Origin of the sequence: Gemmobacter lanyuensis (genome assembly GCF_014652355.1) — a bacterium.
Lineage (GTDB): Bacteria > Pseudomonadota > Alphaproteobacteria > Rhodobacterales > Rhodobacteraceae > Gemmobacter > Gemmobacter lanyuensis.
Window position 1 is genome coordinate 22,102 of sequence record NZ_BMYQ01000015.1, and the last position, 13,236, is coordinate 35,337.

Annotated in this window: 14 protein-coding genes and 2 pseudogenes; 4 read left to right on the plus strand and 12 right to left on the minus strand. The window is 62.5% G+C overall.

Annotated elements, in window-relative coordinates; translation table 11 throughout:
• Nucleotides 1-59: 59 nt before the first annotated feature.
• Nucleotides 60-557: a YciE/YciF ferroxidase family protein gene (locus IE101_RS17115; protein ID WP_189635068.1), complete on the minus strand. Its 498-nt coding sequence runs from the start codon at nucleotides 555-557 to the stop codon at nucleotides 60-62.
• Nucleotides 558-862: 305 nt separating this feature from the next.
• Here IE101_RS17115 and IE101_RS17120 point away from each other — a divergent pair, with 305 nt between their 5' ends.
• Entirely contained in the window at nucleotides 863-1,654 is a 792-nt protein-coding gene (locus IE101_RS17120) for a glucose 1-dehydrogenase (protein ID WP_229804273.1), read from the plus strand.
• A 79-nt stretch (nucleotides 1,655-1,733) separates the two neighbouring features.
• Nucleotides 1,734-2,015: a hypothetical protein gene (locus IE101_RS17125; protein WP_189635070.1), complete on the plus strand. Its 282-nt coding sequence runs from the start codon at nucleotides 1,734-1,736 to the stop codon at nucleotides 2,013-2,015.
• Between the two features lie 132 nt (nucleotides 2,016-2,147).
• Here the strand turns inward: IE101_RS17125 and IE101_RS19855 are convergent.
• The 6 genes and pseudogenes from IE101_RS19855 to IE101_RS17160 form a co-directional block, all read right to left on the minus strand.
• Nucleotides 2,148-2,974, minus strand: a pseudogene (locus IE101_RS19855) (transposase family protein); the annotation flags it as partial.
• Between the two features lie 10 nt (nucleotides 2,975-2,984).
• Nucleotides 2,985-3,269: an integrase core domain-containing protein gene (locus tag IE101_RS20115; RefSeq protein ID WP_268247287.1), complete on the minus strand. Its 285-nt coding sequence runs from the start codon at nucleotides 3,267-3,269 to the stop codon at nucleotides 2,985-2,987.
• 103 nt (nucleotides 3,270-3,372) lie between these two features.
• Nucleotides 3,373-4,628: pseudogene (locus IE101_RS17145) on the minus strand (ISNCY family transposase); the annotation flags it as partial.
• A 116-nt stretch (nucleotides 4,629-4,744) separates the two neighbouring features.
• Nucleotides 4,745-5,500: an ABC transporter ATP-binding protein gene (locus IE101_RS17150; protein WP_189635073.1), complete on the minus strand. Its 756-nt coding sequence runs from the start codon at nucleotides 5,498-5,500 to the stop codon at nucleotides 4,745-4,747.
• Nucleotides 5,494-6,567, minus strand: coding sequence for a FecCD family ABC transporter permease (locus IE101_RS17155; RefSeq protein ID WP_189635074.1), 1,074 nt, complete (start codon nucleotides 6,565-6,567; stop codon nucleotides 5,494-5,496). Before IE101_RS17155 ends, IE101_RS17150 begins: the two co-directional genes overlap by 7 nt.
• A gap of 61 nt (nucleotides 6,568-6,628) precedes the next feature.
• Nucleotides 6,629-7,753: an ABC transporter substrate-binding protein gene (locus tag IE101_RS17160; RefSeq protein ID WP_189635075.1), complete on the minus strand. Its 1,125-nt coding sequence runs from the start codon at nucleotides 7,751-7,753 to the stop codon at nucleotides 6,629-6,631.
• A 134-nt stretch (nucleotides 7,754-7,887) separates the two neighbouring features.
• Here IE101_RS17160 and IE101_RS17165 point away from each other — a divergent pair, with 134 nt between their 5' ends.
• Nucleotides 7,888-8,667 (plus strand): class I SAM-dependent methyltransferase, encoded by a 780-nt coding sequence (locus IE101_RS17165; protein WP_189635076.1) that lies wholly within the window; start codon nucleotides 7,888-7,890, stop codon nucleotides 8,665-8,667.
• Here the strand turns inward: IE101_RS17165 and IE101_RS17170 are convergent.
• Together IE101_RS17170 and IE101_RS17175 are read right to left on the minus strand one after the other, a co-directional pair.
• A complete protein-coding gene (locus IE101_RS17170; protein ID WP_189635077.1) occupies nucleotides 8,640-9,173 on the minus strand; it encodes a GNAT family N-acetyltransferase in 534 nt (177 codons plus the stop codon). The two genes, IE101_RS17165 and IE101_RS17170, sit on opposite strands and share 28 nt — an antisense overlap.
• Before the next feature lie 6 nt (nucleotides 9,174-9,179).
• Nucleotides 9,180-9,692, minus strand: a complete 513-nt coding sequence (locus IE101_RS17175; protein ID WP_189635078.1) for a MarR family winged helix-turn-helix transcriptional regulator — start codon at nucleotides 9,690-9,692, stop codon at nucleotides 9,180-9,182.
• Nucleotides 9,693-9,827: 135 nt separating this feature from the next.
• Between IE101_RS17175 and IE101_RS17180 the strand changes: the two genes are divergently transcribed.
• Complete coding sequence (locus tag IE101_RS17180; RefSeq protein ID WP_189635079.1) at nucleotides 9,828-11,009, plus strand: M20 aminoacylase family protein; 1,182 nt, start codon at nucleotides 9,828-9,830, stop codon at nucleotides 11,007-11,009.
• Here IE101_RS17180 and msrQ read toward each other — a convergent pair.
• From msrQ to IE101_RS17195, 3 genes are all read right to left on the minus strand, one after another.
• Nucleotides 11,006-11,602, minus strand: coding sequence for a protein-methionine-sulfoxide reductase heme-binding subunit MsrQ (gene msrQ, locus IE101_RS17185; protein WP_189635080.1), 597 nt, complete (start codon nucleotides 11,600-11,602; stop codon nucleotides 11,006-11,008). The two genes, IE101_RS17180 and msrQ, sit on opposite strands and share 4 nt — an antisense overlap.
• 8 nt (nucleotides 11,603-11,610) lie before the next feature.
• Nucleotides 11,611-12,501 carry a protein-methionine-sulfoxide reductase catalytic subunit MsrP gene (gene msrP, locus IE101_RS17190; protein WP_189635081.1) on the minus strand — a complete coding sequence of 297 codons (891 nt, stop codon included), beginning with the start codon at nucleotides 12,499-12,501 and terminating at the stop codon, nucleotides 11,611-11,613.
• An 89-nt stretch (nucleotides 12,502-12,590) separates the two neighbouring features.
• Nucleotides 12,591-13,136, minus strand: a complete 546-nt coding sequence (locus IE101_RS17195; RefSeq protein WP_189635082.1) for a fasciclin domain-containing protein — start codon at nucleotides 13,134-13,136, stop codon at nucleotides 12,591-12,593.
• Between the last annotated feature and the right edge of the window lie 100 nt (nucleotides 13,137-13,236).

Here is a 13,236-nt window from a genome sequence, read left to right on the forward strand (position 1 = left end):
AAGCTCCTTCTGTTGCGGAAAGAGGCGGGCCGGATGATCCGACCCGCCCCCAGGCCGGATCAGGCTGTTTGCAGCGCGTCACGATTAACCTGGCTGTCGGCAATCTCGGTCAGCATGACATCGGTCGCCTCCTCTTCTGACAGCGTGTTCTGAAGAATGGTGGCGGCCTCTTTCTGCCCGAGAAGCGCGGCCCAGTTCCGCAAGGTGCCGTAACGGGCGATCTCGTAATGCTCTACCGCCTGTGCGGCCGCCAGTAGACCCGCATCCAGCGCGGCCGAACCCTTGAAGGATTCCATCACCTCCTCGCCCTCTTCCACAATCCCGTCGATCGCCGGGCAGGTCTTGCCCCGGGCCGGGCGACCGATCAGGTCAAAGACCTGCTGCAGTCGTTCGACATGGATCTCGGTTTCATCCCGGTGACGCTCAAAGGCCGCCCGAAGATCGGGCGATTGTGCGCCGCGCGCCATTTTCGGTAAGGCTTTCAAGATCTTGCGTTCGGCGTAGTAAACATCCCGCAGCATGTCGAGAAACAGGTCTTCCAGCGTTTTCGTTTTCATGGCGTCACTCCGTGATATGTGATGTGCAGGTGCAACCACGGGCAGCGCCGTTTGTTTCCAGGCTGGTCAAGTTCGCGGTCCATTCGCCGTCAATGGCCCGCGGAACAAGCCTGACCCCTGCAGGTTCTTCTTCCGACCAGATCGGAGAAATACCCATGACACATTCAAATCCTGCGACCCAAGGGGCGACAATCATTGCGAATGCCCCCGGACATGATGATATTCCCGGAGCCGCCCGGCCCAGAACCTACCCGGAACCGCCGTTTCCGGAACAGCAGCAGGAATTGCCGGGAAGTTTCCTCAAGATGGATCCCCGACCAGATCACGGGGAAGAGGCCTGGCGCGGCGCTGGCCGCCTTGAGGGGATGGTGGCGCTTGTCACCGGAGGCGATAGCGGGATCGGCCGGGCCGTTGCCATCGCCTATGCGCGCGAGGGGGCGGATGTGGCGATTGCCTATCTGAATGAATCTGACGATGCCGAAGATACCGCGCGCCTGATCAAGGAGTCCGGTCGCCGCTGTCTGCGTCTGGCCGGCGACATCGCCGATGCCGACCTCTGCCGTCAGGTGGTCGCCCGGGTGGTCGAACATTTTGGGCGGATCGACATTCTGGTCAACAATGCCGCGCATCAGGCAAGCTTTGACACCCTGTCCGAGATCCCTGACGAAGAATGGCAGCGCACATTCGCAGTCAACATCCATGCCATGTTCTATCTGGTCAAGGTAGCTGTGCCGCATATGGGGCGGGGGGCCGCCATCATCAACACGGCATCCATCAATGCCGATATGCCGAACCCGCGCCTTCTGGCCTATGCCACCACCAAGGGGGCGATCCAGAATTTCACCGGCGGGCTGGCGCAGATGCTGGCTGAAAAGGGCATCCGGGTGAATTGCGTGGCACCCGGTCCTGTCTGGACCCCGCTGATCCCGGCAAGCATGCCGCCGCATGAGGTGGCAAATTTTGGCAAAAGCTATCCGATGAAGCGCCCCGCGCAGCCGGTAGAGCTCGCCTCGGCCTATGTGATGCTGGCCGAGCCGATGTCGAGCTATATTTCTGGCGCCACGCTTGCCGTGACCGGGGGAAAGCCGCTTCTCTAACCGGCCATGCCCGCAGCTGACGGGAACAAGTCGGGCGGTGCGGAGTTACATCGGATGACCCCAGACAAAGGAAATACCGATGTCCTCCCCCCGCACCAATCTAGAGCGCGAGAAACGGCGTCATATCGGACCCTTGATCGGCACCGCCGTGGTGACGATCTTTGCCGTCCTGCTGATCATCTACTGGCTGTTCGAAGAGGTCCAGGAGTCCGACCCCGCCGCCCCGATCGGCGAACAGGACATGCCCGTCTCCCCGCTGCCGCCCGACACGACAAGCCCCGCTCAGGCGACTGAGCCCGGACAGCAAACCGCCCCGATTGCCCCGCAACCGCAACCCCAAGGCACCCCCGGCGCGCCGTGATCGCTAGTGTTGTCAACAAGTTGGAATGTCGCTTTATCTGCAAAGTAGAAGTGTCGCTGGGGCTGCGCAGAGCGGTACTGGGCAGGGCGGAGACCTCCGACATCGCAGACCTGCCCGGTCCTGCGGGCAGGTTCATTCAGCGGCATGTCGCGTCCCTGCTGCCGCCTCGGCAGCACGACGGTCCGCACGTTTCTCAGCCCAGCCCTTGGGACCTGGAGGCTTGCGGCCGGTGGGGGTGTATTTGGTCCTCTGCTTGCCGATCTTCACCTCGTCCATCGCGAGGCGGGTATCCTGTATCTCCTTGGCGAGGGCCAGGGCTTCCCACAGCCGCTTGTTCTCGGGATCGCCGCATGGGTCACGTGCTGCTGGTCAGGGTCGAAGACCTTGTAGGGCAGGGAATAACCCCTCCAGCGCACGTCAAAGCGGCCATCCGGCCAGGCATAGGTGTCGACATATTTGCCCACCAGGCCGCGCGAGACCTCGGTCTCCTCCAGCATGATCCGCTTCCTTTCATGGGAAAACGTCAATTGCTAGCCGACATCGCGTTCGTCGCGCCAACACAGAATGCCGTTCAGCCGGTCCGGGCTTTCGGTCACCGCGCGGTGGAGGTTGTCAGGGCGGGCAGGGGTTCTTGCAAATTGCTGGTTGTGGCGCTGGGTACACCCCGGCAGCCAAGCATTCCCTGCCACCATGCCAGTCACGTCATCAAGCCGCATCTCCTTGACAAGACGGTCTTGCAGGGTGCGGTTCTTCCGCTCGACCCACCCCTTGGCCTGGCTCGAATTTAAACAGGGAATCTCGATATTTAGCTCCAAAAGCGCACGACCGAACTGCGTGGTGCCGTGACCTGTCCGCGCCTCGGACTTCGCGACACGGAACACCGAATGCTTGTCGGAAGGGAAGGCAACAGGTTTGCCATGAGCCCGCAGATAACCCGCCATTGTATCGACCCAGCGGAATCTGCGCAGGTTAAGCCGCTAATGCGAATGCCTCAGCGGGGGTTTTCATGTCCAGCGCCTGATGCGGGCGTCGGTTGTTGTAGAAGCTGATCCAGTCGCCGATGGCTCGCGTCGCGTGCTGGATGCTGTCGAAGCGCTGGCGATGGATGCACTGTTCTTTCAGTGTCCGGATCACACGCTCGACCATGCCATTCTGCTGCGGGCAATGCGGCGTGATGAACTCTTGTTCAGGCCGTAGCTTCGGACCAGCGCGGTGTAGCGGTGGCTGGTGAAGAGTGAGCCAACGCGGCGCCACCGGTCCGAGCCCGATGGCGAACGCCGTTGTCGGACCTCAGAAGGAACTCGCGCGTGACCTTTCCCAAGGTGCCGAACCGGCTGATCAGCGCATGCTCCAATGCGCTGGCGGGTTTGACCGTCGGTTGAGACGCGGCTTTCTCCTGCTCTTTCTTGATGTAGGCCAGCACGGCGCTGAGATGCTTGTTCTCCGTGATCGCTGCGTGGGTGACACGCTGTTGGTTCGGATCGAAGATGCTGCAGGGCAGGGCAACGCCTTTGGCACGCACCTGGATCAGCCCATCTCGCATCTCGTAGACATCGACGTATTTGCCGACCAAGCCGCGCGTCAGCTCGTTGACCTCCAGCCGGATGCGCTTGCGGTCATACTTCAGCGTCAAATCTTTGGTGACATAGCGTTTGTCGCGGAGACAAAAGACTTCTGTGAGGCGATCCGGCTCAATGTTCAGAGCGCGGTGCAGATTGTCAGGCTTGGCGGGTGCCTTTGTGAACTTCGCGTTATAGCGTTCAACGAAGCCCAGCAGGAATGCGCTGCCGTCTTCCATGTTGGTGATACCCGCAATGCGCAGCTCCTTGACCAACCTGTCCTGCAACGTCCGTTCGCGCGTTCGACCCGACCTTTGGCTTGGGATGAATTGGCACAGATGATCTCGATGTTCAGTTCAGCCAGGGCACGCCCGAATTGCGTCATCCCCGTCATGTGTTCATTGGGATTCGGATTGCGGAAGACACTGTGCTTATCGCTGTAAAATGCGACCGGACGATCGTGCTTAAGCAGATAGCTCTCCAAGGCTTCAAAGTAGCTGAACGTGTTCTCAGACGTCACGAACCGCAGTTCCATCAACGTGCTGGTCGCGTCGTCGATGAAGACGAGCAGGGTGCAGGGATCCCCCCGATCCTCGAACCATCGACGATCAGAACCGTCGATCTGGATCAATTCGCCGAAGCACTCCCGGCGTAGTCTGGGCTGATGGAATGTGCGTCGTTGTTTGCGGGATAACCAAATCCCATCCTCGACCATCCACTTGCGAACAGTCTCACGCGAAACCTTCAACCCGTGATGTTCAGCCAGCATCTCAGCAGCCAAAGTCGGCCCGAAATCTGCGTAATCCTCTTTGATGAGGTTCAGCGCATAGTCGCGCTTAGCTTTGTGGATACGGTTGTTCGGAGGTTTGCCGCGCGCCTTGTGCCGGATCGCTGATGCGCCGTCCCGACGATACCGCTGCAACAGACGGAAAATTTGACGACGCGTCAGGTCCAACATGCTCGCCGCATTGTCGATGCTCAGCCGACTATCCTCGACCTGCGCCACAACCTCCACACGGTTCAGCTCGCGCTCGCTCATAATCACCCATCCCATGTCTGCTCACCCTCAATGATTTTTGAGGGCAGAGTGACATTCCTGAATTGCTCACGGGTGACATTTTAGCTTTGCCGCTACACACAGCAAAAACGGAGAATGATAATTATGTAACCTTAATCCACCCCCGCACCGTCGACGATCATCATCGGGCAGCCGCGGGAGCAGTTTTCGACGCGGGTGTCGAGGCCGTAGAGTTGGCGGATCAGTTGGGGCGTCAGCACTTCGAGTGTGGGCCCGACGGCGCGGATGCGGCCTTCGGCCACGGCGATGGTGGTGGTGCAGTTCCGCATGACCTGATTGAGGTCATGGAGCGCGAGCACCGCCACGGCGCCGGTTTCGGCGACATAGCGGCGCAGCTCCTCCAGCACCTCATACTGCCGATAGAGATCGAGCGCCGAGGTCGGTTCATCCATCAGCAGCACCTTGGGCCGCGACACGAGGGTCTGTGCGATGGAGACCAGCTGCCGCTGCCCGCCCGAAAGCTCGGACAGCTGGCGGTTGGCGAGGTTCCCGATCCGCAGCCGTGCGAGGGTGGCATCCACCGCCGCAAGCTCGGGCGCCGAGAGCCGCCAGCCCCCGCGGCCCTGTTTCAGGGCGAGGATGATCGATTCATAGACGCTGAGCGCCGCAGTCATGCCGGTGTCCTGCGGCATGTAGCGCAAATCGCCGGGCGTAGCGCCCTGGAGGCGGACGTCGCCCGCCCCGGCCAGCTGACCCGCGATCCGGCGGAACAGCGTGGATTTGCCCGCCGCATTGGGGCCGATCAGGGCGGTCAGTCGGCCTCCCGGAACAACCGGGGTGGTTGCATCCTGATAGATGATCTTGCGGCCATAGCGGGCCTCGACCCCTGTCAGTTGAAGCGTCACCATGCCCGTCTCCCGTGGGTGAAAATGAGGGTGGCGAAGAACGGCACCCCGACCAATGCCGTAATGATCCCGATGGGCAGCACCGCGCCCGGCAGGATGGCCTTCGACAGCACCGACGTGGCCGACAGGATCAGCGCCCCGGCGAGGATTGATCCGGGCAGAAAGAAGCGCTGATCCTCACCCAGAAGCAACCGGGCGATATGGGGGCCGACGATGCCGATGAAGCCGATTGTCCCCACGAAGGACACCGGCACCGCCGCGAGCAGCGCCACCAGAAGCAACGTTTCAAGCCGAAGGCGGCGGACCGGCACGCCCATGGCCGCCGCGCGGGTTTCGCCCAGGCGGATTGCGGTCAGCGCCCAAGCCCTGCGCGCAAAAAGCGGCGTGCAGATGAGAAGGACGGCCGCCGTGACGGCAACTTTGGTCCAGTTTGCCTTGGTCAGGCTGCCCATGGTCCAGAAGACTACCGCGGCCAGTGCCTGTTCCGACGCGAAGTATTGCAGCAGGGCCAGCAAGGCGTTGAACGTAAAGACCAGTGCGATGCCCAGAAGCACGATGGTTTCCACCGTGACCCCCCGCATGCCCGACAGGAAGAAGATCAGCAGCGCCGCCCCCATCGCCATGACAAAGGCGTTGACCGGCACCATCAGCGCCAGCGCGGCAGGAAAGAGCGCGACGCCCAGCACCATCGCCAGCGCCGCCCCGAAGCTTGCCGCGGCAGAGAGGCCAAGGGTAAAAGGGCTGGCCAGCGGATTGGCAAGGATCGTCTGCATCTGCGCCCCGGCAAGCGACAGGCAGCCCCCCACGGTCACGGCCATCAGCGCCATGGGCAAGCGGATGTCCCATATCACCACCTGCATCTGCATCGGCGCCACTTTCGGCAAAAGCAGCGTCCGCGCCACATCGGCCAGCGGATAACGCGCCGGGCCAAGCGACACATCGACCGCCACCGACAGGCACAAAAGCAGCGTCAGCCCCAGCACCACCACCAGCCGCCGCGCGACAAGGCGGTGATAGGGGTGCGGGGCAGCTTGGACCGGGATCTCGGCCGGGTCGGTGAGGCTGGTCATGGCGCGGCTTTCCAGTAAGGGGACATGCGGGCCGGGGGCAGAACACCCCCGGCCCCGTCAATCAGTTCAGCGACACCCAGTAGCCGGGGCGATACTCCACCGGCAGGAAACGGGCATGCAGCTCTTTCAGCGTGGCTTCGGGGTCGAGATCGGCAAACAGATCCGGATGCAGCCATTTGGCGATCTGCTGCACCGCAACAAAGCTGTAGGGATTGTTGTAGAACTGGTGCCAGATTGCGTGGACGTTCCCGGTTTCGACGGCCTTCACCCCGGTGAAGGCGGGTCGTTTCATCAGACCGCCAAGCTTTTCGCGCGCGGCGGCCATATCGGCGCCGGGCGCCACACCCACCCAGGTGCCACCGGGGACATAGGCCTCCCAGTTGCCGCCGGTGACGATGATGGTGTCGGGGTTCGAGGCGATGATCTGTTCACCGTTCACCGTGCCGAAGGTGCCGGGGATGAAGGGGGTCGCCATATTGGCGCCGCCTGCAACCTCGACCATCTGGCCGAAATTCGCTGCGCCAAAGGACATGCAGCAATCTTCGGTATAGCCGCCCGCCCGTTCGACAAAGACCAACGGGCGTTTCAGATCGGTCTGGGCGGCGATCACGCGGGTGACCTTGGCCATCTCCTGCTGGAAGAAGGCGTTGAATTCGGCGGCGCGTGCCTCTTCGCCGTAAAGCTGTCCGATGATCTCCATCGAGCGGGCGTTGTGTTCAAAGGGGTTTTCGCGGAAATCGACATAGACGATCGGGATGCCCACCTTGGCGAGCTTTTCCTCATAGCCCGCCTCATCCGTGGCGGCCTTGGCCTCAAGGTTCAGGATCATCACATCGGGTTTCAGTGAAACCGCCTGTTCGATGTCGAACGTGCCTTCCTTGAACCCGCCAAAGGTGGGCAGCGCGTTCATCTGCGGGAACTTTTCGGCATAGGCGGCATAGCTGTCGGGGTCAGCCTGTTTGAAGTCATCCCGCCAGCCCACGACGCGGGCAAACGGGTTTTCGGTGTCCAGCACCGCCGTGAAGAAGGCCTGCCGTCCCTCACCCAGAATGACGCGCTGCACCGGGGTTTCGACGGCGACCTCGCGGCCGGTGATGTCGGTGATGGTGACCTTGTCGGCGAGCGCGGGGCTGGCTGCGAGAACGCCAAGCGCAGCAGCGCCCAGCAGGGAACGGACGGGGTTCATCGGGACCTCTCAGATAGAACGGGATGAGGGGTAGGTTGGCCGATAAAATTTGTCAACAATAGAATCTGACTTGTTTTGTCAGATTTATTCACCTACCCCAACGGGGCCAATTGCTGCCCTGCGGATGCCCAGCCATGACCCAGATCCAAAGCCTTCGAACGAACCGCGACCTGCGCGATGATATCCGTGAGTATTGGTCTGACCGGGCCGCAGGGTTTGATTTGGACCCGGGTCACAAGATTGCCGACGGCGCCGAACGGCAGGCGTGGGCCGCGCTATTGCGCCGCCATCTGGGCCCGGCTGGGGAGCGGCAGCTTTTGGACCTCGCCTCGGGCACGGGGGAAATTTCTCTGCTTTGCCATGAACTTGGGTTCAAGGTCACCGGGTTGGACTGGGCCGAGCCGATGTTGGACCACGCCCGCGCCAAGGCCCGGGCGGCGGGGGCAGACTGCACCTTTCTGCAGGCCGATGCCGAACGGACCATGCTGCCGGGCGGCAGTCAGGATGTGATCGTGACGCGGCATCTGGTCTGGACGCTGGTCGATCCGGCCGCGGCCTTTGCCGAATGGGCGCGCGTTCTGGCGTCGGGCGGGCAGATCCTGATCGTCGATGGCGACTTCGTGTCGCGCGGCTGGCTGGGGCGGGTTCTGGCCCGTTGGATTGGCGGTTCACATGCCCGTCAAAGCAGTGAAATGGCACAGCGCCATGCCGAAATCCTCGCGCGGGTGCATTTCTCGAACGGTGCGCGGGCCGAGGCGGTGGCCGCCTTGCTGGCGGCGGCCGGGTTTGTCGATCTCCGCATCGATACGGGCTTTGGCGCCATCCACCGCGCACAGGCGCGCGCTTTCGGCTGGCGCAAATCGCTTCTGCGCCGCAGTGTACACCGCTACGCGATCAGCGCGCGGAAACCCTGATCCGGGGGCTGATCGTCCAACGTCAGCTGCAGAAAGGCCAGATCCAGCCAGCGGCCGAATTTGGTGCCGACCTGGCGCAGGTGGCCCACCTGTTCAAAGCCCAGCGTCTCGTGCAGCCGGATCGAGGCGCCGTTGCTGGCATCGACCGCCGCAACCATCACATGCTTGCCCGCCGCACGGGCGCGGGAGATCAGCGCCTGCATCAGCGCGCGGCCAAGCCCTGCCCCGCGCTGATCGGCCCGAACATAAACCGAATGTTCAACCGTGTGTCGAAACCCCTCAAAGGGCCGCCAATCCCCAAAAGAGGCATAGCCCAGCAACTGCCCCTCTTCGGAAACCGCGACAAGGACCGGGAACCCGGCCCTTTGCCGCGCGGCAAGCCAGTCGCTGCGGTTGGCCCGGTCGGCCTGGGTGTCGTTCCAGATCGCGGTCGTGTTCAGCACCGCATCGTTGTAGATCGCCGTGATCGCCTCGATGTCGGCTTCGGTTGCGTCGCGGATCTGCATCTGGCTTCAGCCCTGCTGGCGCTTGCGTCGCACGGGCGCCGCCGCATCCGGGTAGCGCCGGGCGAGTTGTTCGGGAAATTCGGTTGCAAGCCACCCGCTGAGCTTGTCGAGCATCCGGCGGAATTCGGACCGCTCGCCCTCAGTCAGCGCCGACAGGATCAGCGCCTCCATCTCAAGGCTCAGCGGATCGGCCTTGGAACGCAGCGCGACCCCCGCCTCGGTCACGAACAGGCGGAAATGGCGGGCGTCATCCTCGTCAATCTCGCGCCGCACAAGCTTGGCCTTGATCAGCCGGGACAGGATGCGCGAAGTCGCCGAGCGTTCGAATTTCGTCTGCTTGGCAAGGCTCGTGAAAGTGACACCGGGCTGATCGTCGATCAGTCGCAGGACGCGCAGGTCATGCACGTTCAGGCCAAAGCGCAATTCGAACAGCCGTGCAGGCGGCCTGACGGCATCCTCGGCAATCGAGGCAAGTTGATAGGTGAAACTCTGGCGCAGCATGGTGCCCTCACTTTCCATGCAACCTATCCTCTGTCGCTCGTTTGCGGAACTCCTACTTTCAATGAGAAATAGTTGCAATATAAAATTACTTGCGACAGACTGCATCAAAGTTCCCCGCCCGCCCCGGCCCGTGCAGAAAAAGGCAGCACCGACATGAAGCTTGTCCCGGAAATCCAATCCTATGCGGCAGATTTGACGGCGATTCGTCGTGACCTGCACGCCCATCCCGAAATCGGATTTGAAGAACACCGCACCGCCGACCGGGTCGCGGAACTGCTGGAAAGCTGGGGCGTCACCGTCCATCGTGCCATCGGCACGACCGGGGTGGTCGGGGTGATCAACGGCGTCAAACCGGGCCGCACCATCGGTCTGCGGGCGGATATGGATGCCCTGCCGATGACCGAGGCAACAGGCGCCGCCCATGCATCGACCCGGCCGGGGGTGTTTCATGGCTGCGGGCACGATGGACATACGACCATGCTGCTGGGGGCGGCGCGCTACCTGGCCCAGCAGCCCCGGCTCGCGGGTCGCGTTGTGCTGATCTTCCAGCCGGCAGAAGAGGGACTGGGCGGCGCCGCGCGCATGATTGAAGAGGGCCTGTTCGACCGCTTCCCCTGCGACGAAATCTATGCCCTGCACAACTGGCCCAATGCCCCGCTCGGCCAGATCAGCCTGAAACCCGGTGTGGCCATGGCCGCCGCCGACAGTTTCGATGTGGTGATTTCGGGGCGTGGCGCACATGGGGCGCAACCGCAGAATGCTGTCGACCCGGTGGTGGTGGCCGCAGCCCTGACCCAGGCGCTGCAGACCATTGTCAGCCGCAACGTCGATCCGCTGCGCGCGGCCATTCTGTCGGTGACGCAGATCCATGCGGGATCGGCCTATAACGTCATTCCCGATACCGCCCGGCTGAGCGGTACCATCCGGACCTTTGCCGCTGAAACCCGCAATCTGGTGCTGCAACAGTTGGAGGCGCTGTCCACAGGCATTGCATCGGCCTTCGGCGCCGCGGCCAGCGTTCAGATCGACCCCCGCTTTTCCGTTTTGCACAATAGTCCCGCCGAAACGCTTGCCGCGTTGGAGATTGCGCGCGATCTGGTCGGGCCGGATCTGACGGTGGTGGACGCAGATCCACAAAGCGGATCAGAGGATTTTGCCGAGATGCTGGCCCATGTGCCGGGGGCCTATCTGCTGGTGGGTCAGGGCACCGGCCCTGCGCTGCACAATCCGGCCTATGACTTCAATGACGACATCCTCCCGATCGGAGCCTCGCTTCTGGCACGTCTGGCCGAGGTTCGGGGCGCCGCGCAGCTGTGGTGCCGACGGGCCGGCTAAGACCGCCGCCGCATCAGGGCGGGCCGCGCCACGAGCAAAAGCACCGTCGCCGCCAGATAGGCGACGGGTGCTGCCGTCACCACTTTCACCCCGATCAGGTGGTGCAGCGCCGCCAAAAGCACTGCCGGATAGGTCAGCCAGTGCAGCTGACGCCAGCGCAGCGCACCGAGCCGCCGCAGTGACATATTGTTCGAGGTCAGTGCCAGCGGCAGCAGCAACAAAAGCGCCGCCATGCCGATCATCACGAAAGGGCGCTTGGACAGATCCGCAAGGATCTGATCCCAGCGCAGCGCAAGGTCGAGCAGCAACCAGACCAGAAAATGCGCAGCGGCAAAGAAAAAGGCGGTCAACCCGATGGCGCGTCGATACCGTAGCAAGTTCAGCCCGATGGTCTTTCGCAGCACCGAGATGGTCAGCCCTGCAATCAACATCTGTAGCGCCAGCGTGCCGCTGTCCGCCGTCAAACGGTCAACCGGGTCGGGGCCGAGTTGCCCTGTCACCGCCAGCCAGAACCGCCAGGCCGCATAGGCCGCGGCGATGGCATAGATCGGCCAGGCTGGCACCCGCCGCAGCACGCTGTTCAGACGATCCATGCCCGGCATCAATAATTTTGCCGCAGGTCCATCCCTGCGTATAGCCCGGCAACCTCGGTCTCATAGCCATTGAACGGCAGCGTATCCTGCCGCCCGCCGAACAGGCCGGACCCGACGACCCGCTCGCTTGCCTGTGACCAGCGGGGGTGATCCACCGCAGGGTTCACATTGGCGTAGAACCCGTATTCTTCCGGCGCCATCTGGTTCCAGGTCGTGGGCGGCTGATCCGCAGTCAGGGTGATGCGGACGATGGATTTGATCGACTTGAAGCCATATTTCCACGGCACGACCAGCCGCAGTGGTGCGCCGTTCTGGGGTGGCAGGCTTTCGCCATAAAGGCCCGTCGCCAGCAGGGTCAGCGGGTGCTGGGCCTCATCCAGACGCAAGCCTTCACGATAGGGCCAGTCAAGGATCGGGCTCGCCTGCCCCGGCATCTCTTCGGGGCGATACAGTGTTTCAAAGGCCACGTAGCGCGCACCCTTGGCAATGCCCACCTTTTCAAGCACGGCGGCCAGCGGCACCCCGTTCCAGGGCACGACCATGGCCCAGGCCTCGACGCAACGGAAGCGGTAGATGCGTTCTTCAACCGTCAGCCCGGTAAGAAGATCGGCCAAAGCATAGGTGCCGGGACGTTCCACCAGACCGCCAACCTCGACGCTCCAGGGCGACAGTGTCAAGGATCCGGCATTGCGGGCGGGATCTTCCTTGTCGGTGCCGAATTCATAGAAATTGTTGTAACTCGTGACAGCATCTTTCGGTGTGGGGGTCAGATCGGCAGCCGCTCGTGCGGGGGAAAACCCCGCCAGACCCAGACCCGCCCCTGCGCCCGCGGCCGCAAGAAAGCGCCGGCGGTTCAGAAACAGATCTTTCGGTGTCACATCCCAGTGGCCCAAGGTCATCTGCACATCCCCTCTCGAAAAATCCCCGCCCGAAAATCCGCGCGGGGACATGGTTTGGCCGGGGACGCCTGCCCCCGGCCGTTTGTATATCAGGACGCAGGCAGAAGGACGGTATCGATCACGTGAATGACACCGTTCGATTGCTTCACATCTGCGATAGTGACGGTCGCCACATTGCCCTGACCATCCTTGATCTGGATCTTGTCGCCATCCTTCATCGCGGTGAATTCGCAGCCGCCCACGGTCTTGACCGGGTGGGCGCCCTTGTCGTCATCGATCATCTTGCTGATCGCATCCGACATCGCATTGGCTGCGACGACGTGGCAGGTCAGGATCTTGGTCAGCTGATCCTTGTTTTCGGGCTTCAGCAGGGTATCAACGGTGCCGGCCGGCAGTTTCGCGAAGGCGTCATTGGTCGGGGCAAAGACGGTGAAGGGGCCGGCGCCCTGAAGCGTTTCCACCAAGCCCGCAGCCTGAACGGCGGCAACCAGCGTGGTGTGATCTTTGGAATTCACGGCGTTTTCGACGATGTTTTTCGTGTCATACATCGGCGCGCCGCCGACCATCGGGTTTTCGGCCAGGGCCGAAGTCGCGGTCAGAGCAAGAATGGCGGTGGCGATACGGATCGATTTCATCGTTTTCTCCCTAAAACGCGGCGGGGCCATCCCCGCCGTCGCTGAGAGTTACGAAGGCTTTTTCAGGCAAGTTTCAGGCTCACGGCCTCGTGATCACTTT